The 22,709-nt window shown below is 45.9% G+C and carries 20 protein-coding genes; 16 read left to right on the top strand and 4 right to left on the bottom strand.

Going from position 1 to position 22,709, the window contains the following annotated elements; translation table 11 throughout:
• Window positions 1–164: 164 nt before the first annotated feature.
• The gene (locus V1L65_RS13320) at window positions 165–1,355 is read right to left on the bottom strand and encodes an ROK family protein (protein WP_331699763.1); all 1,191 of its coding nucleotides are present in this window, start codon (window positions 1,353–1,355) and stop codon (window positions 165–167) included.
• A gap of 125 nt (window positions 1,356–1,480) precedes the next feature.
• Here V1L65_RS13320 and xylA point away from each other — a divergent pair, with 125 nt between their 5' ends.
• The 4 genes from xylA (at window position 1,481) to V1L65_RS13300 (ending at window position 5,073) form a co-directional block, all read left to right on the top strand.
• Window positions 1,481–2,794, top strand: coding sequence for a xylose isomerase (xylA, locus tag V1L65_RS13315; protein WP_331699655.1), 1,314 nt, complete (start codon window positions 1,481–1,483; stop codon window positions 2,792–2,794).
• A 206-nt stretch (window positions 2,795–3,000) separates the two neighbouring features.
• Window positions 3,001–4,500, top strand: coding sequence for a xylulokinase (gene xylB / locus V1L65_RS13310; RefSeq protein WP_331699654.1), 1,500 nt, complete (start codon window positions 3,001–3,003; stop codon window positions 4,498–4,500).
• 132 nt (window positions 4,501–4,632) lie between these two features.
• On the top strand, window positions 4,633–4,809 hold the full coding sequence (locus V1L65_RS13305; RefSeq protein WP_331699653.1) for a hypothetical protein: 177 nt from the start codon (window positions 4,633–4,635) through the stop codon (window positions 4,807–4,809).
• Between the two features lie 57 nt (window positions 4,810–4,866).
• Window positions 4,867–5,073: a hypothetical protein gene (locus V1L65_RS13300; RefSeq protein ID WP_331699652.1), complete on the top strand. Its 207-nt coding sequence runs from the start codon at window positions 4,867–4,869 to the stop codon at window positions 5,071–5,073.
• A 96-nt stretch (window positions 5,074–5,169) separates the two neighbouring features.
• Here V1L65_RS13300 and V1L65_RS13295 read toward each other — a convergent pair whose 3' ends face one another.
• Window positions 5,170–6,441: an NAD(P)/FAD-dependent oxidoreductase gene (locus V1L65_RS13295; protein ID WP_331699651.1), complete on the bottom strand. Its 1,272-nt coding sequence runs from the start codon at window positions 6,439–6,441 to the stop codon at window positions 5,170–5,172.
• 130 nt (window positions 6,442–6,571) lie between these two features.
• On the opposite strand from V1L65_RS13295, the gene V1L65_RS13290 reads away from it, so the two are divergent.
• The 6 genes from V1L65_RS13290 (at window position 6,572) to acpS (ending at window position 12,576) form a co-directional block, all read left to right on the top strand.
• Window positions 6,572–7,408, top strand: coding sequence for an alpha/beta hydrolase (locus tag V1L65_RS13290; RefSeq protein ID WP_331699762.1), 837 nt, complete (start codon window positions 6,572–6,574; stop codon window positions 7,406–7,408).
• Window positions 7,409–7,427: 19 nt separating this feature from the next.
• Complete coding sequence (locus tag V1L65_RS13285; RefSeq protein ID WP_331699650.1) at window positions 7,428–9,104, top strand: two-component system sensor histidine kinase NtrB; 1,677 nt, start codon at window positions 7,428–7,430, stop codon at window positions 9,102–9,104.
• A 142-nt stretch (window positions 9,105–9,246) separates the two neighbouring features.
• Entirely contained in the window at window positions 9,247–9,678 is a 432-nt protein-coding gene (locus tag V1L65_RS13280) for a BrxA/BrxB family bacilliredoxin (protein ID WP_331699649.1), read from the top strand.
• 14 nt (window positions 9,679–9,692) lie between these two features.
• Window positions 9,693–10,502 (top strand): ammonia-dependent NAD(+) synthetase, encoded by an 810-nt coding sequence (gene nadE / locus V1L65_RS13275; RefSeq protein WP_331699648.1) that lies wholly within the window; start codon window positions 9,693–9,695, stop codon window positions 10,500–10,502.
• A 169-nt stretch (window positions 10,503–10,671) separates the two neighbouring features.
• The gene (locus V1L65_RS13270) at window positions 10,672–12,165 is read left to right on the top strand and encodes a copper resistance D family protein (RefSeq protein ID WP_331699647.1); all 1,494 of its coding nucleotides are present in this window, start codon (window positions 10,672–10,674) and stop codon (window positions 12,163–12,165) included.
• A gap of 18 nt (window positions 12,166–12,183) precedes the next feature.
• Complete coding sequence (gene acpS / locus V1L65_RS13265; RefSeq protein WP_331699646.1) at window positions 12,184–12,576, top strand: holo-ACP synthase; 393 nt, start codon at window positions 12,184–12,186, stop codon at window positions 12,574–12,576.
• A gap of 545 nt (window positions 12,577–13,121) precedes the next feature.
• On the opposite strand, the gene V1L65_RS13260 is transcribed toward acpS, so the two are convergent.
• The gene (locus V1L65_RS13260; protein ID WP_331699645.1) at window positions 13,122–13,475 is read right to left on the bottom strand and encodes a c-type cytochrome; all 354 of its coding nucleotides are present in this window, start codon (window positions 13,473–13,475) and stop codon (window positions 13,122–13,124) included.
• Between the two features lie 133 nt (window positions 13,476–13,608).
• Here V1L65_RS13260 and mutY point away from each other — a divergent pair, with 133 nt between their 5' ends.
• From mutY to V1L65_RS13245, 3 genes are all read left to right on the top strand, one after another.
• Window positions 13,609–14,802 carry an A/G-specific adenine glycosylase gene (gene mutY, locus V1L65_RS13255; RefSeq protein ID WP_331699644.1) on the top strand — a complete coding sequence of 398 codons (1,194 nt, stop codon included), beginning with the start codon at window positions 13,609–13,611 and terminating at the stop codon, window positions 14,800–14,802.
• Between the two features lie 22 nt (window positions 14,803–14,824).
• Entirely contained in the window at window positions 14,825–15,448 is a 624-nt protein-coding gene (locus V1L65_RS13250) for a bifunctional 4-hydroxy-2-oxoglutarate aldolase/2-dehydro-3-deoxy-phosphogluconate aldolase (protein ID WP_331699760.1), read from the top strand.
• A 124-nt stretch (window positions 15,449–15,572) separates the two neighbouring features.
• Entirely contained in the window at window positions 15,573–16,862 is a 1,290-nt protein-coding gene (locus V1L65_RS13245; protein WP_331699643.1) for a transglutaminase domain-containing protein, read from the top strand.
• A 149-nt stretch (window positions 16,863–17,011) separates the two neighbouring features.
• Here V1L65_RS13245 and V1L65_RS13240 read toward each other — a convergent pair whose 3' ends face one another.
• Complete coding sequence (locus tag V1L65_RS13240; protein ID WP_331699759.1) at window positions 17,012–18,163, bottom strand: conserved virulence factor C family protein; 1,152 nt, start codon at window positions 18,161–18,163, stop codon at window positions 17,012–17,014.
• 334 nt (window positions 18,164–18,497) lie between these two features.
• On the opposite strand from V1L65_RS13240, the gene V1L65_RS13235 reads away from it, so the two are divergent.
• From V1L65_RS13235 to V1L65_RS13225, 3 genes are all read left to right on the top strand, one after another.
• On the top strand, window positions 18,498–19,538 hold the full coding sequence (locus tag V1L65_RS13235) for an MBL fold metallo-hydrolase (RefSeq protein ID WP_331699642.1): 1,041 nt from the start codon (window positions 18,498–18,500) through the stop codon (window positions 19,536–19,538).
• A gap of 45 nt (window positions 19,539–19,583) precedes the next feature.
• A complete protein-coding gene (locus V1L65_RS13230; protein ID WP_331699641.1) occupies window positions 19,584–20,648 on the top strand; it encodes a Gfo/Idh/MocA family protein in 1,065 nt (354 codons plus the stop codon).
• A gap of 158 nt (window positions 20,649–20,806) precedes the next feature.
• Window positions 20,807–22,426 (top strand): ABC-F family ATP-binding cassette domain-containing protein, encoded by a 1,620-nt coding sequence (locus tag V1L65_RS13225; RefSeq protein ID WP_331699640.1) that lies wholly within the window; start codon window positions 20,807–20,809, stop codon window positions 22,424–22,426.
• The last annotated feature ends 283 nt before the right edge of the window (window positions 22,427–22,709 follow it).

The following is a 22,709-nucleotide window of genomic DNA, read 5'->3' as shown; positions in this document are numbered from 1 at the left end:
CGCAAATGTGCAGTCAAGGATAAACGGCTCCGCCGTCCTTCGCTTTAACGAAGGAGGCGCGTTTACCGATGAAATATAGGAATAGGTATAAGGTGAAAACTTAAACCTTCCTATATTTTCAAAAAACAAACAGCTCCGTCCTATAACAGGTACGGAGCTATTTGCTATTCGCTCTTTATTTTAATAAAAAATTTGTTAATTGCAGCATAAGCAGCGCCGCGAACAGCCGATTGCTCCTGCAGCTCAGCGAATTGTACCTTCAGCCTTTCGCGATGCAAAGGGAGAGCGCGCTTTGCGACGGACTCTTCAACAGCTTCCTGCAGCCATTTTTGGGCACGCACCATGCGATTGCCGATAATGACGAGATCAGGGTTAAAAATATTGACGATGTTGGCAATACCAGCCCCTAAATAAGCGCCAGCATCTTTGATTAATGAGATGACTTGCTCGTCACTATTTTCTGCTGCTGCCAGTAAATCCTCAAGACTTTCGTATCCTAGAGGCGCTGCTTGTTCCAGCAATGCCTGCTCAGAGGCATAAAGCTCCCAACAGCCTTGGTTGCCGCAGCTGCACAGCTTGCCGTTATACTCAATCGACATATGTCCAAGCTCGCCTGAAAAACCGGAAGCGCCTGTATACAATTCCTTATTGAGTATTAGTCCGGTTCCGATACCGATGCCGACACTGACGTATACCTGATTAGCTATATCTCGTCCGGCGCCATATTTTAGTTCGCCGAGTGCACCGGCGTTGGCCTCGTTATCGATCGTAACCGGCAATGCAAATCGCTCTTCGAGCTTTTTGCGCAGCTCGATTTGATGCCATTTTAAATTTGGCGCCAGCAGTATAATGCCATTGTCGTCAACTATGCCGGGAACACCGACTCCAATGCCGATCAGCCCGTAAGGGGATTCTGGCACCTGTTTGATCAAGCCTTCTATAAAGGCAGACAGCTCATGAAAAATGTGGTCGCGATCACGCAGCTTCAGCTTCTGCTGGCGATCGATCAGCACATTGCCCTCCAGATCCGTCAGGATGCCATGAATATAGTTGACTCCTAAGTCTATGCCGATTGCATAGCCTGCATTTTTGTTGAAGTGGAGAATGACCGGTTTGCGGCCGCCGCTGGACTCGCCAATCCCGACCTCCAGCACAAGATGATTATCAATTAAATCTTGAACGAGATTAGATACCGTAGCTTTATTCAGTCCTGTTAAGGTAGAGATTTGCGCTCTGGATAATGGAGCATGCGTCAGGACGGATTCCAATACGATCGATGTATTTATTTTTTTAATGAGTGCCTGGTCTCCGGTTGATTTTGATTTCAAAAGGGATGAGCCTCCGTCTGTTTCCATTTTAACTGCCAAAATAATTATATCATAAAACTTAGTTTGTTGGATAGACAAACTAAGTTGGCTTATGTTATTCTTGATTCAAGCAATAAAAATGATGAGAACATCAAAGGAGGATTTTGTTCACAATGAGCTATTTCAAAAATATTAATAAAATCCAGTTTGAAGGTAAAGGCTCGGACAATCCGCTAGCATTTAAACATTATGATCCTAATCAAGTGATCCTTGGCAAAACGATGGAGGAGCATTTGCGTTTTGCAGTAGCTTATTGGCATACTTTTAATGCAAACGGCACAGATCCATTTGGTTCCGCTACTATGTTCCGCGAATGGGATAAATTAGACGGACTTGATCGCTCCAAGGCACGCGTTGAAGCAAACTTTGAATTTATGGATAAATTAAATATTCCGTTTTATGCATTTCACGATGTAGATATCGCACCAGAAGGCGCTACGCTTCAAGAAACCAATCAAAATCTTGACGTTATTGTAGCGATGCTGAAAGAGCATCAGAAGCAATCCGGCAAAAAATTGCTATGGAATACAGTAAATATGTTTACAAATCCGCGCTATGTGCATGGCGCCGGCACAACCTGCAATGCAGATGTTTATGCTTATGCAGCTGCTCAGCTTAAAAAAGGTCTTGAGGTTGGTAAAGAGCTTGGAGCAGAAAACTATGTATTCTGGGGCGGCCGCGAAGGCTACGAAACATTGCTTAACACAGACATGGGCTTCGAGCTGGACAACCTGGCCCGTCTATACCGTATGGCTCTTGATTATGCGAAAGAAATCGGTTTTGACGCACAATTTTTGATCGAGCCTAAGCCGAAGGAGCCAACTAAGCATCAATATGATTTCGATGCGGCAACTACAATTTCATTCCTAAGAAAATATGATCTGCAGGATCATTTCAAGCTGAATCTTGAAGCAAACCATGCGACGCTTGCTGGTCATACATTCGAGCATGAAATTCGTACAGCAGCGATCAACGGCATGCTTGGCTCGCTTGATGCAAACCAAGGCGATTTGCTGCTTGGCTGGGATACGGATGAATTCCCGACTGATCTTTACTCCACTACGCTTACTATGTTCGAAGTGCTTAAAGCTGGCGGTCTTGGGCGCGGCGGCGTTAACTTTGACGCTAAGGTACGCCGTCCTTCCTTTGAAGCGGAGGATTTGTTCCTTGCTCATATTGCAGGAATGGACAGCTTTGCATGGGGACTAAAAGCAGCAGCTAAATTAATAGAAGAAAAAATTCTTGATAATGTAGTTGAAGAGCGTTACAGCAGCTTTAAATCGGGAATTGGCGCAGACATCGTTGCAGGTAAAGCTACACTGGCATCTCTAGAGCAATACGCGCTGCAAAACAACCCGATCGTGAACAAATCAGGCCGTCAAGAGCGTCTACGCCTAGTGCTTAGCGAAGTTATTTTCAGCGTTTAATCTCCTGTAATATACTATGCTTAACAATTGCATAAGGATAAACGGCTCCGCCGTCCTTGGACATGCGCGTTTACCGATGAAATATAAGAACAGATATAAGATTACAAAACTTTATACTTTCTTATATTTTAAAAAATGTGGCCAGGAAAGAACGACGATGTCGTTCTTTCTTGACGTCTACGATGACAACGGGAGGCTCTGAACAAATGAGCTATGTAATAGGTATTGATTTGGGTACAAGTGCAGTTAAAGTACTTTTAGTAGATCGTAACGGAACAGTAGCGGCAGAAGCTTCGCGCAGCTATCCGCTTTATCATGAACATTCTGGGTGGAGTGAACAGCGGCCGGATGATTGGGTAGAAGGGACATTGGCTGCCATTCATGAATTGCTTGGCAGCTCCGGTACTGCCCCTGAGCAGATTGAAGGCATCAGCTTCTCTGGTCAAATGCATGGTCTCGTATTGCTTGATAATGCGGGCACACCCGTGCGCAATGCAATATTGTGGAATGATACGCGCACAACGGCACAATGCCGGGAAATTGAAAGAACGCTTGGCGATAAGCTGCTTTCGATTACGCGCAATCCCGCTCTTGAAGGTTTTACGCTGCCAAAAATGATTTGGGTGCGCGAGCATGAGCCGGAAGTTTTCGCTAAAGCGGCATTGTTTGTGCTGCCCAAAGATTATGTGCGATATCGCTTAACCGGGCAGCTCCATATGGATTACTCTGATGCGGCAGGAACATTGCTGCTCGATGTAGCGAACAAGAAGTGGAGCAGCGATGTGCTGGATGCGTTCGGTCTTCCGGCCAGCTTCTGTCCTCCGCTTGTTGAATCTCATGCCATGGTTGGCTGCATGACGGCAGAAGCAGCAAAGCGCTCTGGCTTGACTGAAGCCGTGAAGGTTTTTGCAGGCGGGGCTGATAATGCTTGCGGTGCGATTGGGGCAGGCATTTTATCTGAGGGATTAACGCTTAGCAGTATCGGGACATCTGGCGTTATTTTGTCATATGAGGACGATAAGACGAAGGATTTCCAAGGCAAGGTCCACTTTTTTAATCACGGCAAGGAAGATTCCTATTATGCGATGGGCGTTACGCTTGCAGCAGGCTACAGCCTGAGCTGGTTTAAAAATACGTTCGCGCCGAATGAATCCTTCGATCAGCTGCTGGATGGCATTGCCGATGTGCCGCCTGGCTCCCGCGGTCTGATTTTTACACCGTATTTAGTAGGCGAGCGCACTCCGCATGCAGATCCTCATATTCGTGCCAGCTTTATTGGCATGGATGGCTCGCATAAGCGAATTGATTTTGCGCGTGCTGTTATGGAAGGCATTACGTTCTCACTCAATGAATCGGTTGCAATGTTCCGGAATGCAGGAAAAACTGTCGATAAAATCGTATCGATCGGCGGAGGAGCGCAAAATCCGGCTTGGCTGCAAATGCAGGCGGATATTTTCAATGCGACCGTTGTTTCTCTCGAAAATGAACAGGGCCCTGGTCTAGGGGCAGCCATGCTGGCTGCATACGGCTGCGGCTGGTTCGAATCGCTAGAGGCATGTGCAGAAAAGTTCGTAAAACATGCTGATTCGTATCCGCCACAGCCGGAGGCTGCAGCTGCGTACGAAGACTTGTTTAAAGTATATCAGCAGGTTTATGTGCAGACGCGAGGCATGAACGAGGCACTTTCAGCTTTTAGAAATAACTAATTGCTAACTGCTCCTGAAATGCGGCAATGACCGCTTTCGGGGGCAGTTTTTATTAGCTTTCCAACGACAGGCGGAGCCGTTTTTCTTTGTGTGCTATAATTGGGTTGAAATGTAAATGTGGAGGTTTGGATTATGCGAAAATATAATACGAAAATTGCCATAGGCACATCTGCTATAGGCATAATATTTTTAGCAATTGCATACCTCAGCGGCTTTTTGCTAGTTGGAATTATTTTCTTTCCAGTATTATGGGGCATTATTTACAAATTCATACAAAAAATTAAATTTGCTAACAGGAAACATCCATAGAATTAACTTATTAGCTAAGCGGAAGTTTCTAACGAATCAAGAGAGGGTGTCGATTAATTGTGGGCAGCGATTAGCAAGCAAAAAGAAAGGGGAACGAAGAGCAAGATTGGGAATGGAGAAGCGGCAGCGTCCGCCTTTGTAGGCCAATTTATTCCTCTAAAGGGGTTATTTCATCCAAAAAATTGGACTACAACAGCGGTCGGAATCCCAAACTTGATCGCAGTGGCTCCCCTTTCTATTGCTTCTTGCCCTATCCACAATTAATCGATACCCTACTAATCTTCGTTAGATAATCAATTGAGCAGCAAGCAGCCTCATTTCAACACTGAACGCCACTCCCCAATCGCTTTAAAGCACATTTTACAACTCGCCCAAAGCCTCATAAGCCGCATTCGTTCCCGCACAATGTCCGGTTGTGAAGGCTGCCGTAATATTATAACCTCCTGTATAGCCATGTATATCCATAACCTCGCCGCAAAAGTATAAGCCCCCCATTAGCTTGGACGCCATCGTTTTCGGATCGATTTCTTTCAGATTGACTCCGCCGCCTGTCACGAAAGCTTCTTCAATGGACAGCGTACCATGGATAAGCACAGGGAAAGCTTTCGCAAGCTCCGCAAATCGCTGCCAGGCTTGCTTCGGGATATGATCATGAGTAATATCAGGGTTCAAGCCAGCTTGCTCGAACAATAAGGGAAGCAAGCGCTCCGAAATAAAGCCCTTCAATACATTTTTGACCGTTTTTTTGGAATCAGCCGCAGTTAGCTGATACGTATGATCACATACTTGCTGGACCGTCATGCCAGGAAATAAATCAATTGTGCTAAGTACACTGGTATCCCCTGTTTTTTTCAGCTGCTTAACAACAAACTGGCTGCAGCGCAGCGCGATCGGTCCAGATAAGCCGAAATGCGTAAAAATCATATCGCCTTCATGGGTAATCAGCTTTTTGCCCTTTTCATTCCATATAGATAAGGCTACATCTCTCAGCGATAGCCCTTGCAGCTCTTTGCTTTGTATAAATTTTTGATGCGATACAAGCGGCACTTCTGTCGGAAAAAGCTCCGTTATAGTATGTCCAGCTTCCTCTGCCCAGGCGTAACCGTCTCCTGTCGAGCCAGTTGCAGGCACTGATTTGCCTCCGACAGCGATAATTACTGCCTTGCTTTTGAAGGTTTGTCCATTTTTCAGCTTAACTCCGGCAGCGCTGCCATTGTGATAAATAACTTTCTCTACGGGGCTGTTGGTCATAATGGTGACGCCTTGAGCACGGACTTTACCGACAAGCGCGTCCACGACTGTCTTGGCTTTATCAGAAACGGGAAACATTCTGCCGTTATCCTCTTCCTTCAGTCGAATCCCCAATGCTTCAAAGAAATGAATAATGTCTTGATTGCTGAATTGAGCTAATGCGCTATGCAAATAGCGGCCATTGCCTGGAATATTTTTAATCAGCTCGTCAATTTCCTTTGCATTGGTTACGTTGCAGCGACCTCCGCCTGAAATGCCCAGCTTTCTGCCCAGCTTGTCTCCTTTATCAATTAAAAGCACGCGTGCGCCGCGTGAACTGGCTGCAATACTTGCCATCAAGCCTGCTGATCCTGCACCTACAACAATTACATGATATGACATTTTATACGCTCCACTCGATATTTCGTAAATATTGTAAACAAAACATGATATACTCTCGATATACAGATTCATCATACAGTATAATCGAATATAATATGAAGCACAAAGCTATGAAGGGAAGGTGGATAATATGCTTCACGAGGAATGGCGCAAGAGCAGCCGGCATGGCTATGAGCTTTATGTACAGCAATGGATGCCCGAGGCAAAGCCGATTAAAGCAATTGTTTGTTTGGCGCATGGAAGCGGGGAGCATAGCTCACGGTACCTTAATGTAGCAAAGGAAATGACAGGGAATGGTTTTTCGGTTATAGCATTTGATCATTATGGTCACGGTCGTTCTGAGGGCAAGCGCGGGCATTTCCTCTCACTAGAGGCGGCACTCACTGATACAGCGAGCATCATTGAGGAAGCAGGCAGTAAATTTCCCGGTGTGCCTATTTTTCTGTATGGCCATAGCATGGGCGGCAATATAGCATTGAATTGCGCGCTAAGGCTGCAGCCCCCTATCAAAGGGCTTATAGCGACAAGCCCATGGCTTGAGCTCGCCTTCAAGCCGCCTGGCTTTAAGATTTGGCTTGGAAAAAAGCTGGTGAAGCTATTGCCTGAAATGCACCAGTCTACCGGATTAAAGGCAGAAGATTTGTACAGGTCCGGCAATCAAAACGCAATAACGATGGTTGGCGATCCGTTAAGCCATACCAAAATTACTTTAAAAGCATTTATTGAGATCGAAGAAGGCGGGCAGTGGGCACTCCAGCATGCAAGCCAATTAAACGTCCCTTTCCTTCTTATGCACGGTAATGCGGACCGCATTACGTCCTATGCTGCAAGCAATAAGCTTGCCGGACAGCTGGGAGAGCGCTGTCATTTTATTACCTTAGAAGGAGGCTATCACGAGCTGCACCATGACATAGAAGGGCAGAAAACTATAGAGCAAATAATATTATGGATGAATAGACAGCTGTAGTTAAGGAGGCTCGGCTTCGGTGTTGAAGGAGTTGCTGTTACAGTTTTTTATTTGCTTATTACCGGTATTCGCTTATCAGCTATGGCATGATATTGATCATCGATGGAAAAATCATCAATTGTATATAGTAGTTGTGTGCGGAGCGTCTATTGTTTTATGTAAGCTAACAGCAATTGACTTTTATGGTTTGCAGTTGAATTATCAGATGATTCCTTTTATGACGGGTGCGATATACGGGGGAATCCCAGTTTTACTCAGTCTGTCAATTATATATGCGGCAACTTATATCGGTTCATACGATAATATAGAGCATTATATTGGACTGCTATTTTATATCGGAGTTGCCAGTCTGCTTATAAGATTTTTACTTACTGCGCTGCAGCAGATTTCAGGAAATATAAAAATTAAAAAAATGCTGTCAATCGCAGTGATAATGATGACGATTACGAGCATTCTTTTGTTCAGTTTATTAGACCGAAATAATTTTGTATGGACTTGGTCCAGAGTCTTGCAGATCGTTATGTTTATTGCCATGTTTTTTATTGCAGCGTGGTATGTATTTTTCAGATTTGAAGCGATCATTAGAAAGAAAGTGGTCTATGATAATTATAAGCAGTTGTATACGAATTACTTTATCGAGGTTGAAAAGCTCCAGCAATTTATTGACCGCTCCTCTTTGGGTGTTATTATTATAGACAACAGTGGGAATATTACTCAGATCAACAGTTATATTATTGCTATACTGAATCATAAATCAAGTCATGAAAGCTCTGATAAATTATTGGGCAGCAGCTATGAGCATTTTTTCAATCAAGTTGACAGTAAATTCGGTGTAAAGCTGCTGCAGGACGCTTTAGCCGGGAAAACCGCTTCTCTCGCACAGGTTCGGCTGGACCAGGATTTTTATTTATGCACGACCGTAAGTTTGTACGATATACATAACAGTGAAATTTCCGGTGCTGCGCTCATTATTCAAAATATTACCGAGCTTGCTCAGCTGCGCGATGAAGTCGGACGTATGGAGCGGCTCAGCATAGTCGGGCAAATGGCTGCCAGCATTACGCATGAAATTAGAAATCCGCTTGCGGTTATAAGAGGCTTCATTCAGCTTATGCGGGAGCGCAGTCCTGCTGGTCAGCATGAGTATTATCGGATTGTAATGGAAGAGCTTGATCGCGCTAATTTAATAATAAGCGACTTTTTATCTTTAGCTCAAAATCGTGAAGTTCAAAAAGAGCTGACTTCGCTCAATCATATTATTTCGGAGCTATTGCCGCTGTTGAAGGCCGATGCGAATTTACGCGGGCAGACTTTGCTTGTAAAGCTTCAGGAGCCGCTGCCTCACCTATTGCTGAACGATAGAGAAATAAAGCAGCTGCTGCTTAATCTCGTACGCAATGGAATGGAAGCGATGGAAGACAATGGCACGCTCTGCATTTTCACTTACAGCGAGAATGAATATGTATATTTGAAAATAACCGACGAAGGCGCCGGCATTTCTGAGGAAGCGCTTAAGCACTTATTTGAACCATTTTTTACGACAAGATCAAAGGGGACAGGACTTGGACTTCCGCTTTGCCTTAGTATAGTTGAGAAGCATAATGGCTGGATTGATGTGAAGTCAACGGAGGGCGTAGGCACGTCATTTATTGTAAAATTTCAAATACCTGTCGAGATGAGCGCGATCAGTCATTAATTACCTAAAGGCAGCCCAGCATATAATACAATAATGGGTAAAAACTACAAATTAGCTTTGTACAGGTTCTCACACCCGTTTACACATATGTGCCCTAAAGGTATAATAGTAGCTAAAATAATGTAATTAGGAGTGTTTGAATATGTCGATGTCATTCGAGAGATATATGTTAGATATGGTTCAGCCAATGCGTGATGAGCTAACAAGAATAGGAATTAAAGAACTTCGTACGCCAGAGGAAGTAGAAGAGCATGTACCTGGTGCTGAAGGCACTGCGCTAATCGTAATCAACTCTGTTTGCGGCTGCGCAGCTGGCCAGTGCCGTCCAGGCGTTGCACAAGCTTTGGAGCATTCCGTGACGCCAGATCATCTGTATACAGTGTTTGCAGGCCAAGATAAAGAAGCTACTGCCAAAGCTCGTGAATATTTTGCGCCATACCCGCCTTCATCGCCTTCTATAGCGCTTTTGAAGGATGGCGAGCTTGTTCACTTTATAGAGCGCCATTCTATTGAAAACCGTTCTGCAGCAGAAATCGCTGCTGATTTGACGGAGGCATTTGATAAATATTGTTAAGGGGCTAGTACATTATGAGCTTGCAGCAGCAAATTATTGAACGATTTGGCGTAAAGCCTTTCATAGATGTTGAAGAGCAAGTAAGCATCAGAGTAGATTATCTCAAGCAATATGTGCAAAAATCTGGTTCGACCGGCTTTTTAATTGCCATCAGCGGCGGACTCGACAGTGCTGTGGCAGCTGGATTATGCAAGCGGGCCACGGATGAATTGTCTGCGGAAACCGGCCGTTCATATATGACGCTTGCCGTATTTCAGCCTTATGGACAGCAAACGGATATTGATCATAGCTATGAGGTGGCAGAAGCGTTTCAGCTTGCTTACAAGACAGAAACAAATATTGAAGAGGCTGTCGACGAAATTGCGCTGGAGGTTGAGCACAGCTTCAAGTCGATCAAGATGTCCAGACATTTGAGCCGCGCAACGAAAGGCAATGTGATGGCAAGAACACGCATGGTCGTACAATATGCCATAGCCCAGGAGCTCAATTTGTTAGTAGTTGGCACGGATCATGCTTCTGAGGCGATTACCGGCTTTTATACGAAGTGGGGCGATGGCGCAGTTGATATCGAGCCGCTGCAATCCTTGAATAAACGCCAGGTGTATCAGCTCGGCGCCCATATCGGCGTACCGCAAAGCGTTCTTGATAAAGTGCCGACTGCCGGCTTATGGGAAGGCCAAACTGACGAGAATGAGCTGGGCATTACGTATTCTGATATTAATGATTACTTGGAAGGCAAAGATATTGATCCTGCCGCAAAGCAAAAGCTTGAGCAGCAATATTTGCGCACTGAGCACAAGCGATCGCCAATACCAGGCGTTTAAGACCACACGCATCATCATAAACCTATTAAAGCTGCATCCAAGCTGGTCTTGGGGCAGCTTTTTTCACATATCCTTCACAGATGCTGGCTCTTAGTGGTCATGCGAATAGATCATAATTCTGATACAATAATGGTTATACCTTAAATTAGAAATTCGGGGGCTATCCATAATGAAGAAATTTGCAATACTTGGTTTTTTAACGATGCTTCTAATCGTGATGTGGATTCCGTCGGCTCCGTCCATAACTGAAGCCGCTGCATATCCATATGATGAGGGGACGCTTTCATATATTGCGGCTGAGCATGATCATTCATCAGGCGATCATGAACATGTTGGCGGACAAAATTTGATGGTTGCAATGCGCATAGCCGAAATTATTGCTGCTGTCGCTATTGTGGGCATATTGTTTTTCCGTTATTTTATGTGGAAAAGCGATGAGCAGGCCCCGTATGGCTTTAGTCAAAAAGCTGAAAGAATTACAATGATTATAGCAGCGCTTATCTGGGCAGTTAGCGGCATAGCTCGTTTGTCCATGCTCTCCGACCAGCTTGGCGGCATTCCGATTACAACGATTGCAACTGCGACCTCAATAGGTAAAATTGCTATGCTTCGCCCTGCGGGCGCGCTATTGATTTTGCTGCTTGCTTTTGCGCCGAAAAAGGAGCAGGCTTGGGCCAGACCGCTGCAATACTTAGCAGCAGCCGGTTTAATGGTAACCTTCCCGCTGACAGGCCATGCGAATGCGGCGGAGACAGGAGCATTCGGCTTAATAACAGCTCATACGATACATATTGCTGCGGCTGCAATTTGGCTGGGAGGACTGGTTGGTTTATTTTCTCTGGCCAGCCGTCCATCGTCCATTCATCGTATTAATGAGGTAGCGGGCAGATTTGCCAAGTGGGCGCTGCCTAGCATCGTCATTATTACTTTTAGTGCGCTATGGCTAACCTTTGCGCAAATTACTTCCTACAAGCAGCTGTTTGCCAGCCAATATGGATTTCTAATTCTCGTAAAAACATTTCTTTTGCTGCTCATTATTGTTTTGGGCGCGCTGCACAGATTATGGTTTATGCCGGCTATCGAAGCTGCCGTGTCACCAAGCCAGAATTCTTCCGGCCTTTCCAGCTTGTATGCTGCAAGCGAGGCAAACAAAAGCAGCGGAGCTAGCGTACAGCGGCTGCTGGCGGGCGTGCGTGCGGAAATTGCAGTGGCGATTTGTCTGATTATTGCTGCGGGCTGGCTGTCCTCGACTTCTCCGCCCAACGCTGATGTTTTCAACTCTTCTGAACCGGTTCATTGGCATGAGATGGGCGAGGAGGCGCATATGACGCTGCGGGTATCCAACGGCTATGAGTCTGATGAGCAGCTTGTAAGATTGATGGTTTGGCTGCCTGAAGGGATAGGAGCACCTGTCAGCGCAACCGTATCGATTCAATCGCTAGATCCTGCTAAAGCTGATGAAGAGCCGATAACAGTTCCATTAGCGATAGAGGAAGAGACGGGCAATAAGTTTGAGTTCCCAGGCTTCGCCAAATATAATTACAGTGCAAAAGGTGCTTTCGCTGATCTGCTCGTGCCAAACAAGGCGGTCGTTGACATTACCGATTCAGCCGGCAATGAATTTCATTATGAGAAAGTGATCGGCGGTCCTGCGCAAAATTAACGGTAAGGCGGTTTTTAAATGATCATTGGCATTGGGCATGATATCGTACAAGTGGACCGCGTGGCAGCAGTGCTTGAAGGAAAAGCGGGCAAGCGTTTTATAGAGCGGATTTTGACTGAGTGCGAAAGGGCGCTGGCAGAGCAGTACACCGGTGCAAGATTATATCAATTTGCAGCGGGCAGATTTGCTGCCAAGGAAGCGGTGGCAAAGGCATTCGGAACTGGACTAGGAGCAGTGCTCAGCTTTACGGATATTGGGCTTTCCAAGGATGCTCTTGGCAAGCCGCAGTGCTCGCTGACGGAAAGGGCCTGGGAAAGACTCGGTCTGGATGCCAATCAAGTGAAGCTACACGTTACGATCACGCATGAGCATCATCTGGCATCAGCCTTTGCAGTAGCAGAGCGTCTCTAATATTCAGCTAGCAAACAAATAAAAAAGGGTATCCGCTTGGCGTTAAGCCAAAGGGATACCTTTTTTAAATTTATAAAAATTTATAACTCAACTTTCGGGGCTTTAATGTGGCAGGTAAGCCTTGAAGCAACTGGTGAAACCGGCGGTCCATTACTGAAGTCGAGCTGACTTACTTCGTCGCAGAGTATACTGAGCAATGATGAACTTCTAAAGGTTGCCACAAACGCTATTCGTGCAAAAATGACGGTTTGAATTTTCTAACGGTTGCCGTTGCGCTTAATTTCCCCAAAAGCACTGATTTTGCTCGAGAAAGGGGACAATAGCGCTCGTGACAACCATTACATTCTCAAATGAGCTAAAATAATCGAAATAGCCTCTCTGGCAACCATTAGGCAATTATGGCAGTTGTTTATAGGGGCGTTTTGCTATACGAAGCAGTAATTTCTCCAAAATCTAGAAACGAGTGCAAGTTTTCGCCTTATTATTATTCCTATAATTCACCGGGAAACGCGCCTGTCCAAAGGACGGAGAAGCCGTTATACTTATTATTTTTTGCCTGCAAGCCAAGTAGCTAAGCCGTCAATTTCTTCTGCGGTCAATGTATCCTTGAAGGGCTGCATACCCTCGCTGCCATTTTCTATTTGCTTGGCGATTTCCTCTTTGGAAAGTCGTTCGCCAATCTTTTGCAAATTTGTGTTGGGGCCGATTCTGCCTTGCAGATCCGTTCCATGACAGCTTACGCAGCTCACTTTGTAAACAGTGGATACTTCCATAGGAGCATCCAGCAGCTCTCTGCCGGTAATTTTTTTACCGCCGCCGCCGCCGCCGCAGGCTGCAAGGGAAACGAGTAAAATCGCTGCTGCGCTTAACTTGACTCCCGTAGAAATTTTTGTAGACATGGTCTGTCCTCCTAGCACTTATGTAATAATGCATAGTATTGTATAATGTTAGCTCGTATAATAGAGTGTAGCTATTAGTAGTGTATCATATGATGAAACAAACTTACAGCAAGCAAGCGAATAGGTGGTTGGGATGAACGAATTAGATAGAAAACGCATATATGGAACAGAATTACTGGCATGGTACAAGGCGCAAAAGCGTGATTTGCCATGGCGAGAAAATAAAGATCCGTATCGGATTTGGGTATCGGAAATTATGCTTCAGCAAACGAGAGTTGATACCGTCATTCCTTATTACAAGCGATTTATGGACAAGTTTCCTAGTGTAAAAGCTTTGGCGGAGGCGCCGGAGGAAGAAGTGCTGAAATGCTGGGAAGGTCTGGGCTATTATTCACGCGCACGTAACCTGCAAGCAGGTGCCAGGATGGTAATGGAAAGCTTCGAAGGAATAATACCCGATGATACGGCATCGGTTGCAAGCCTTAAAGGAGTTGGCCCGTATACGACCGGAGCGATTATGAGCATCGCCTTCAATCGCCCAGAGCCTGCTGTGGATGGCAATGTCATGCGTGTGCTGTCCAGGTATTTTTTGCTGCAGGACGATATTGCCAAGCCGGCAACGAGAGTATCGATCGAGAAGCTGGCGGTCTCTCTTATTCCAGAAGGAGAAGCGGGAGATTTCAACCAGGCGCTGATGGAGCTTGGCGCTTTGATTTGCACGCCGAAATCTCCAGCTTGCTTGATTTGCCCGGTTATGGAGCATTGCTCGGCACGCTTGGAAGGAATGGAGCAAGTGCTGCCGATCAAAACAAAAGCAAAGCCGCCGCGGGATGAATATAGAGGTGCTGTTATTGTGGAAGGCAGCGGAGTGCATCAGGGCAAGATCCTTGTTCGCCAGCGTCCGGCCGAAGGGCTGCTTGCACAGATGTGGGAGCTTCCGCATTTGCTTTTGGCTAATGAAAGCAAGAAATGGTTTGCGGAAAAGGCCGATAAAGAACAGCCTGAACTGGCCAAAATGCTCGGCGACTTAATCGAAGAGGAAACAGGACTTTTTATTCGTCCGCTGCAATGGCTGATGGATGGGGATCATATATTCAGCCATATTCATTGGAGAATGAGAGTATATGTTGCCGATTTGGGCGTTTTAGGCGGCGGCGCTGAGGAAGCGGCATCCGCTGCAGAAGCAGCTGCTAATTATGAAGCTCATTCCGGAGCTTCGGCGCAGCAGAGCAAAGAAGCGTATCGCTGGATCAGCAAGGAAGATATGGAGCAGCTGCCATTTCCAAATTTGTTTATTAAAATATTAAAGCAATATTGGGGCTCATAGGGAGGTTATTCATTTGAATGAGATGCTGAATCAATTAATGAAACATAAAATTATTGCCATACTTCGCGGAATCAATAACGAGCATGCGGATCAAACGGCACAGGCGCTTATAGCTGGCGGCATTTCTTTTATGGAAATTACGATGAACACAGACGGAGCTGCTCAAATGATTGAGCGCTGGCAAAATAAATTCGGAAAGCAAGCTCATATTGGTGCCGGCACAGTAACGAATTTGAAACGCGCGAAGGAAGCCGTGGCCGCTGGCGCTCAATTTTTGATTTCGCCTAATGTAGATGAAGCTGTTATTGATTACGGCAGGCAGCACGGCTTGTCTGTATGGCCAGGCGCCATGACGCCTACTGAAATTGTGAAAGCTTACGAGGCTGGAGCAGATGCAGTCAAGCTGTTCCCGATGGCATCTTTGGGCTTAGGTTATATGAAGGAAATTAAAGCGCCGCTTGACCATATCCCGATTATTGCTACTGGCGGCGTTGATTTGCACAATATTGCCGAATATTTCGGTGCCGGCGCGGTGGCTGTAGGGATGGGCAGCAAGCTAGTCAATATGGAATGGGTTAGAGAAGGCAAGTATGAGCTTATTATCGAAAAAGCAAAGCAATTTAAACAGGCTGTAAGTAAGCTGTAGCTTAAAGCTGCAATCCGTTGAGATAGCCATCCTATCATATTTTGTTTGAATGCAGAATGAACAGGTGTGACAAGCACTGCTCGAGCATATGCTGTTATTAGACAGGCGAAAGGGGGCAGCGACGATGAAGGGCAAGTTTATGAGGCTGTTATTGATAGGCTTGATTATATTTGGCGTGTACTATGTAAATACGCTTGTGAAGAAAGCTTCAGATCCAGCTGATGTGAACGAAGCAGCTATTTTACAATCAGATTCGCAAACCGACGGCAAAGGGCATGACGACAGCAGTGAGACGGCATCTGTGGAGCAGTCAGGCAAGCAGGATGATCAATATGTGCTCGAAAGCATGGATGAAAAGCTTGAAAAGAATAATCCCGCAGTAGATGAGGAATATGCTGAGCTGGAAAAGAAGATCAGAAAAGCATTTTTAAATAGAGAAGAACAATTTACGATTACTTATTATGGTAATTCCAGCAAGCTGTCCAACAATTTGCAGAACCTCGTAGATACTGCACTAGCTGCAGATGACTATACGGCTTATATTTTGTCCTCCTACCGTATTAATACGAAAAGCTGGGGCGATAAAAATACAATTAATATCGATGCTGCTTATCGCGAATCATTTGAGCAGACGGAGCTGGTAAATCGCAGCGCCAAGGATATATTGGCAAAGATAATTCACAAGGGCATGAATGATCATGAGAAGGTGCTTGCCATCCATGACTGGATTGTTGATAATGTCGAATACGACGAATCATTGACTTATTATACGGCATATGATGCGCTGACAAGAGGAACGACCGTATGCCAAGGTTACTCATTAATAACGTACAGGCTGCTTAGTGAGGCAGGCATAGAAAATATGATTACCGAGGGCGAGGTGGATACCGGCCTGCATTCCTGGAATTTGGTGAAGCTCGACGGCAATTGGTACCATCTGGACGTTACTTGGGATGATCCGACGAATATTGAAGGCGGCACCTATGATTATTATTTAGTTACGGATAAGCAGCTTAGGAAGGATCATACTTGGACCAAAACTTATCCTTCAGCTGACACAAATTACAGCGAGCAATTAAATTTGCTTATTGCAAGCAAGCAGCCTAAGGATGGTGACCAGGGCAAAGCAGCGGAGGAAATCGCCAAATTTACTGCGATTAGAGAGCAGATTGGCCTGCACTGGTATGATGATGAGCATACAGTCAGCACGGTCGACGAAATGTCGCAATTATTTCACCGGACGATAAAGGCAAATGCCAAGGAGGTAACCTTCCGTTATGATGCCTCTACCGGCATTAAGGATGCTTTGAAAAAATCTATGGAGGCTTTGAATCGGACGATCAGCTATAAAGCTACTTTTAGCGAGATGAAGGACGGAAGCTCGCAGCTCGTGACGGTTCAGTTAGATTACTGACAGTAAGCATAAAGTCGAAATGCCGAGGGACTGCACTAGTCCGCTCGGCTTTTTTAAGAAAAAGTAGATGATTAAAAAAGTTAATCAGCCTAAAATAAGGAAAGTCCTGCCAAAATACATCATTCTATTGGATGTGGCAGGCACAAAATTTAACCTTGCTGCTTGCGGGCCGCAGTCATTTGCTGCCAAATCGAGCCCGCTGCTTCCTCACCGCGTTCAATACGCTCAAGCGCCATGCGCGCTTGCAGCTGTATTTCGAATTCAGCATCCTTGGCAGCTTCCCTCAAAGCTTCAAGTGCAGTTTCATCACCCGCTTCATAGAGGAAGCGGGCTGCCCGCCAGCGCACAAGCTTATTTTTATCCTGCAGCGCCTCGATCATAGGGGCGATAGCCTCCGTAAATCCAAGATCGGACAGTGTATCGCCAGCTGTACGACGCACCGAAGCGGAGTTGTCCTTCAATGCGGTATACAAATAAGGCAATGCATCTTTGGATTGCAAGTCTCCCAAATATATGACGGCTAGTCTTCGAATCGAAGTGTTTTCGTCTTTAACCGCTTTTGCAAGCAGCGGCAGGCCTTCCTCTGAGCTGACATAACGGTCAAGCGCCGCATAGCGCTCCTGCCAGTCATCCGACTGGAATTTCTCTTCGACCTCTGCAAGCTGCAGCGGCTGCGGCCTGATCGTTTGTGTTTCAGGCGGCGCCTCTGCTGAACCAAGGGCAAGCGAAGCTTCAATTAAAGTTTCCAGACGCTCAGGCGTGTATGAAGCTTCAAGCTCCTTAATAATTTCTGCCGCGATTTCCTCGGGCTCGCCATAACGGACACCAAATTCCTCAAGCTTGCGCTCTCGAATCATAGTGGAGCCCGCTGCGCGCGTAACAGCTTCTACGAACCGTTCCGGCATGGCGGCTCTTGTCTCGTTATCGCCGAATCTTACGCGGATTTGCATAGGAATGCCGCGGTACATTTGGACAAGCACCTGGGCTTCGCCATAGCTGGTCACTCCAGCGGCGGCAGCAGGGCCGTCATCTTGCCCCGCGCCGCTATTGTCAAATAGCTGGCTGGCCTCTCCAAGAATAACGGACCAGTCTGCGCCAGGCCTGCGGTCAAGCGCTATGAAATCTGCTGTGCGGAATACGCCGCGCACGCCGGGAATGGCTAGCAGCTTGCGGTATAATTCAGGTGCTTGCTCACTGTCTGATGCTTTATAATCCAGTCGCTGTCCGCGCGGGAGCAGCTCGCTAACATTAAGCTTCATAGAATTGGGGCTAGGTGTTGGTTCGATCGATATTAGCTTCATCATGGCCTCCTTGTTTTGAAATTATCGCTTTAAGGTATATAGTTACTATACCATTTTATTGTCTGTGATGCTCGCCGCCGCATACATATGTCTAGAGAAATACTTATGGGGCCAATCAAGCTTTCGTAACTAATATTAACAGTTAGCATTTAAATAATTAGAAAGTATTTATTTACTGTATGTTTTAATATTTCTCTAATCTTAAAAGCGTAAAATGAGGAAAGGCAATTCATTGCCACAAAAATACCAATTATGAGGATGTTACTATTTGCATTTTAATACTAGCGCTTGGTATCTTATTAATAATTCGATCTGTTGGCTAAGAGGTGAGTAAATGAGAATTCGAAAATACTGCAATATGGATCCTGTTAAACAGCAAAATTCCTTCAAGCAGTTCAAACGCTGGCGCCAGGAGCGAGCGCGCAAGCTTAAGCATAAGGACTATTCGTATGTAGTTCCCAACGTGCAACCTGATCTTCCATACTTGAAAAATAACGGTAAAATGCCTTCGGTTACATGGGTAGGGCATTCCACCTTTTTCATTCAGCTGTGCGGACTTAATATTATTACCGATCCGGTCTGGGCAGGGCAGATGGCGATGCAGAAGCGCTTGTCGCCGCCAGGCATTCCAATCGAGGATGTTCCTCCGATTGATGTGGTGCTAATCTCCCACTCCCATTATGATCATTTGAACATTACTTCGCTTCGCAAGCTTCGAGGCAAGCAAATTCTTGTTCCAGCAGGCTTGAGCTCCAAGCTGAAGCTGAAGGGCTTCGATCAGGTGCAGGAGCTGAATTGGTGGGATTCGATAGTTGTTGGAGGGGTTGAATTTATATTCGTACCTTCTCAGCATTGGACGAGACGCAATCCATGGGATACGAACTCTTCACACTGGGGCGGCTGGATTATGAAGCCGCTGGAAAGTGCTTTAAGTCAAGCTGGCGGCAAAAGTGAAGAAAGCACGGAAAACGCCTTGGCCTATGTATCTGCTGTAGCCAAACACAGCAAAGCGGCAAGACCAATTGTAAACGAGGCGCCCACTGTTTATTTTGCGGGAGACAGCGGATATTTTGCCGGGTTTAAGGAAATTGGAGAACGGTATATAATAGATATTGCTTTAATGCCGATAGGCGCCTATGAGCCAGAGTGGTTTATGGGGCCGCAGCATGTTACGCCAGAGGAAGCGCTTCAAGCTTTTTTGGATACTGGGGCAAAGCTGTTTGTTCCGATGCACTATGGCTCGTTCAAGCTTGCGGATGACACGCCGCGCGAGGCGCTTGATCGTTTGGAGGCTGAACGCCGCAGGCTGCGTATGGATGAGCAGAAGATCATCGTGCTTCCGCACGGTGAGACTTGGCGGGTAGCGGGCAAATAAAGCGGGAATTGTATCTATTTTGGTCATCATAATCGGAGGTATCTCATGGGTCTAGAGAAGATTCGTATTGGAATGATTGGTGCAGGAGCAATCGGCAATGTTCATATGGAGGTTTTCAGCCATATTGAAGGGGCAGAGATTGCCGCTGTTACCGATGTTTATTTGCCGCTTGCGCAGCAGCGCGCACAGGAGCATGGCATTAAGAAGGTGCATGTATCACCGCAAGCGCTGCTTGAGGATGATCAAATCGATGCGGTTATAATCGGTGTGCCGAATAAATTTCATGCCGAGCTCGCTATTGCAGCCTTGCAGCAAGGCAAGCATTTGCTGCTGGAGAAGCCGATGGCTATTAACGCTGAAGAAGCGCGACTTATTGTTGAAGCTGCCAAGGCATCTGGCAAAATATTAATGATGTCGCATCAAATGCGCTGGACTCCGCTTAGCCGCGCTGTCAAAGCAATGATCGATAACGGCGACCTCGGACATATTTATAACGCCAAAGCAGGGTGGCTGCGCAAAAAGGGGATTCCGGGCTGGGGCTCATGGTTTACTAGAATGGAGCAATCGGGCGGCGGACCGCTTATCGATATCGGCGTTCATATGCTCGATTTGTCGCAATACTTAATGGGAAGTCCAAAGCCAATTTCTGTTTATGGCTCTACTTACTCCGAATTTGGACCGCAGCGCCGCGGAATTGGAAGCTGGGGCACGCCGGATTGGAACGGTTTTTATGATGTCGAGGATTTGGCTTCAGCCTTGATCAAAATGGATAATGGAGCAACTTTATCGCTAGAGGTTAGCTGGGCAGCACACGCAGCAGGATTGCCAGAAGCGCCGTTTATATATTTAATGGGCACCAAAGGAGGCATTTCCATCGTAGGCAAACAGGCAACCTTTGAAACCTACGAGGGAGATGAGGTCATTACGAAGGAAATTGAACCGCAGGAAGGCGATGATGAGCGCTATTTGATGGCCCGCCATTTCGTTGCTTGTATCCGGGAAGGAAAAGAGCCGATTACATCCGGCTTAAGCGGTTATACAAACAATCGTATTTTGGATGCGATCTACGAATCATCGCGTACCGGCGATGCAATTAAGCTTGCTTGGTAATGCAAGTTATACGAGCCAAATTCGTTAAATATAACTGATCAGCCCACAAGGGAAAATGCTGCTTCGCGGCACCTGTGGGTTTTTCTATGAATTATTGCTTCATTATATGCTATAATGGTCTGTGATAAGCACAAAGAGTGAAGGACGGGATTAAATCAATGATTAGTACTTCGGGTATTACATTGCGCTTTGGCAAAAAAGCGTTATTCGAGGATGTTAATATTAAATTTACGCCAGGCAACTGCTATGGCCTAATCGGCGCTAACGGCGCAGGTAAATCTACATTTCTAAAAATTCTTTCCGGCGAAATCGAGCCGACACAAGGCGAAGTGCATATTACGCCAGGCGAGAGATTCGCTGTACTGAAGCAGAACCATTATGAGTTCGACGAGCATGTTGTGCTTGAGACCGTTATTATGGGTCATAAAAAGCTGTATGAGGTTATGAAGGAAAAGGATGCTTTGTATGCAAAAGCAGACTTTACTGATGAAGACGGCATGCGTGCTGGTGAGCTGGAAGCCGAATTCGCCGATATGAATGGCTGGGAAGCTGAGTCAGAGGCGGCTGAAATGCTTAATGGCCTAGGCATTATGCCTGAGCTTCATGATAAGAAGATGAGCGAGCTGAGCGGCAATGAGAAGGTTCGAGTATTGCTGGCGCAGGCTTTGTTTGGCTCTCCGCATATTTTGCTGCTCGATGAGCCTACCAACCACTTGGATATTGAGTCGATTCGCTGGCTCGAGGATTTCTTGGCAGATTATGAAGGCACAGTTATTGTAGTCAGCCATGATCGTCACTTTTTGAATACAGTTTGTACGCATATTGCGGATATTGATTTTGGCAAAATTCAAATGTATGTCGGCAACTATGATTTCTGGTACGAATCCAGCCAGCTGGCTCTTTCTCTTATGCGCAGCGAGAATAAGAAGAAGGAAGATAAAATTAAAGAGCTTCAGGCGTTTATTCAGCGCTTTAGCGCTAATAAATCCAAGTCGAAGCAGGCTACTTCCCGTAAAAAATTGCTTGATAAGATTACACTGGATGATATTCGTCCATCTAATCGCAAGTATCCATTTATTTTGTTTAAAGGCGAGCGGGAGGCTGGCAAGCAGTTGCTGCTTACTGAAGGCCTTACGATTTCAGTGGATGGAACAAAAGTAATCGATAATATGACAATTGCTATTAACAAAGGCGATAAGGTTGCTTTTGTAGGTCCTAATGGCTTGCCGAAAACAGCTTTATTCCAGACGCTTGCAGGCGAGCTTGAACCAGATTCAGGCACATATTCGTGGGGAATTACGACAACACGCGCTTATTTCCCTAAGGATAACTCGGCATATTTTGAGGGCGTTGATCTAAATCTGGTCGAATGGCTTCGCCAATACTCCAAAGACCCGGACGAGACGTTCCTGCGCGGATTTTTGGGCAGAATGCTGTTCTCTGGCGATGACGCGATGAAAAAAGCCAGCGTTCTTTCCGGAGGAGAAAAGGTTCGCTGCATGCTGTCGAAGATGATGCTGGAAGGCGCTAACGTGTTTATTATGGATGAGCCGACGAACCACCTTGATTTGGAGTCCATCACAGCGCTGAATAACGGTTTGATCGATACAGACTGCACAGTTCTGTTCACTTCGCATGACCATCAGTTCGTACAAACCGTTGCCAACCGCATTATTGAAATTACACCGAACGGTATTATCGATCGTATGACAACCTACGATGAGTATCTTGAAAGTGATGAAATTAAAGCATTGCGCGAAAAAATGTACGCTGAGTAGTGTGAGCATACCGAAGCCGGAGGGATTTTCTCCGGCTTTTTTGAATTGGTAGGAAAGTATAAGTTTTCACCTTATACCTGTTCCTATACTTCATCGGTAAACGCCCCTCCTTCGTTCAAGCGAAGGACGGCGGAGCCGTTTATCCTTGTTTGGTTTTTGTTTTGGCAATAAAGCATAGTTGAAATTGTGCAAATGTCAGGCTGTTGAAAAACCTCAATAAGTATTTTGCAATAGCAGACTTTGTTTTGTGGAATGAATCGACAACTTCCCTAGATGGTCAGAG

The organism is Paenibacillus sp. IITD108 (genome assembly GCF_036541265.1).
Taxonomy (GTDB): domain Bacteria; phylum Bacillota; class Bacilli; order Paenibacillales; family Paenibacillaceae; genus Pristimantibacillus.
Note: the sequence above shows the minus strand (reverse complement) of the source record. Positions and strands in the feature narration are given on the sequence as shown.

Bases quoted from the DNA above. Each gene is read 5' to 3' on its own strand.
- V1L65_RS13320 (WP_331699763.1), bottom strand. From the start codon at position 1,355: ATGGAAACAGACGGAGGCTCATCCCTTTTGAAATCAAAATCAACCGGA.
- xylA (WP_331699655.1), top strand. From the start codon at position 1,481: ATGAGCTATTTCAAAAATATTAATAAAATCCAGTTTGAAGGTAAAGGC.
- xylB (WP_331699654.1), top strand. From the start codon at position 3,001: ATGAGCTATGTAATAGGTATTGATTTGGGTACAAGTGCAGTTAAAGTA.
- V1L65_RS13305 (WP_331699653.1), top strand. From the start codon at position 4,633: ATGCGAAAATATAATACGAAAATTGCCATAGGCACATCTGCTATAGGC.
- V1L65_RS13295 (WP_331699651.1), bottom strand. From the start codon at position 6,441: ATGTCATATCATGTAATTGTTGTAGGTGCAGGATCAGCAGGCTTGATG.
- V1L65_RS13290 (WP_331699762.1), top strand. From the start codon at position 6,572: ATGCTTCACGAGGAATGGCGCAAGAGCAGCCGGCATGGCTATGAGCTT.
- V1L65_RS13280 (WP_331699649.1), top strand. From the start codon at position 9,247: ATGTCGATGTCATTCGAGAGATATATGTTAGATATGGTTCAGCCAATG.
- nadE (WP_331699648.1), top strand. From the start codon at position 9,693: ATGAGCTTGCAGCAGCAAATTATTGAACGATTTGGCGTAAAGCCTTTC.
- V1L65_RS13270 (WP_331699647.1), top strand. From the start codon at position 10,672: ATGAAGAAATTTGCAATACTTGGTTTTTTAACGATGCTTCTAATCGTG.
- acpS (WP_331699646.1), top strand. From the start codon at position 12,184: ATGATCATTGGCATTGGGCATGATATCGTACAAGTGGACCGCGTGGCA.
- V1L65_RS13260 (WP_331699645.1), bottom strand. From the start codon at position 13,475: ATGTCTACAAAAATTTCTACGGGAGTCAAGTTAAGCGCAGCAGCGATT.
- mutY (WP_331699644.1), top strand. From the start codon at position 13,609: ATGAACGAATTAGATAGAAAACGCATATATGGAACAGAATTACTGGCA.
- V1L65_RS13250 (WP_331699760.1), top strand. From the start codon at position 14,825: ATGCTGAATCAATTAATGAAACATAAAATTATTGCCATACTTCGCGGA.
- V1L65_RS13245 (WP_331699643.1), top strand. From the start codon at position 15,573: ATGAAGGGCAAGTTTATGAGGCTGTTATTGATAGGCTTGATTATATTT.
- V1L65_RS13240 (WP_331699759.1), bottom strand. From the start codon at position 18,163: ATGAAGCTAATATCGATCGAACCAACACCTAGCCCCAATTCTATGAAG.
- V1L65_RS13235 (WP_331699642.1), top strand. From the start codon at position 18,498: ATGAGAATTCGAAAATACTGCAATATGGATCCTGTTAAACAGCAAAAT.
- V1L65_RS13230 (WP_331699641.1), top strand. From the start codon at position 19,584: ATGGGTCTAGAGAAGATTCGTATTGGAATGATTGGTGCAGGAGCAATC.
- V1L65_RS13225 (WP_331699640.1), top strand. From the start codon at position 20,807: ATGATTAGTACTTCGGGTATTACATTGCGCTTTGGCAAAAAAGCGTTA.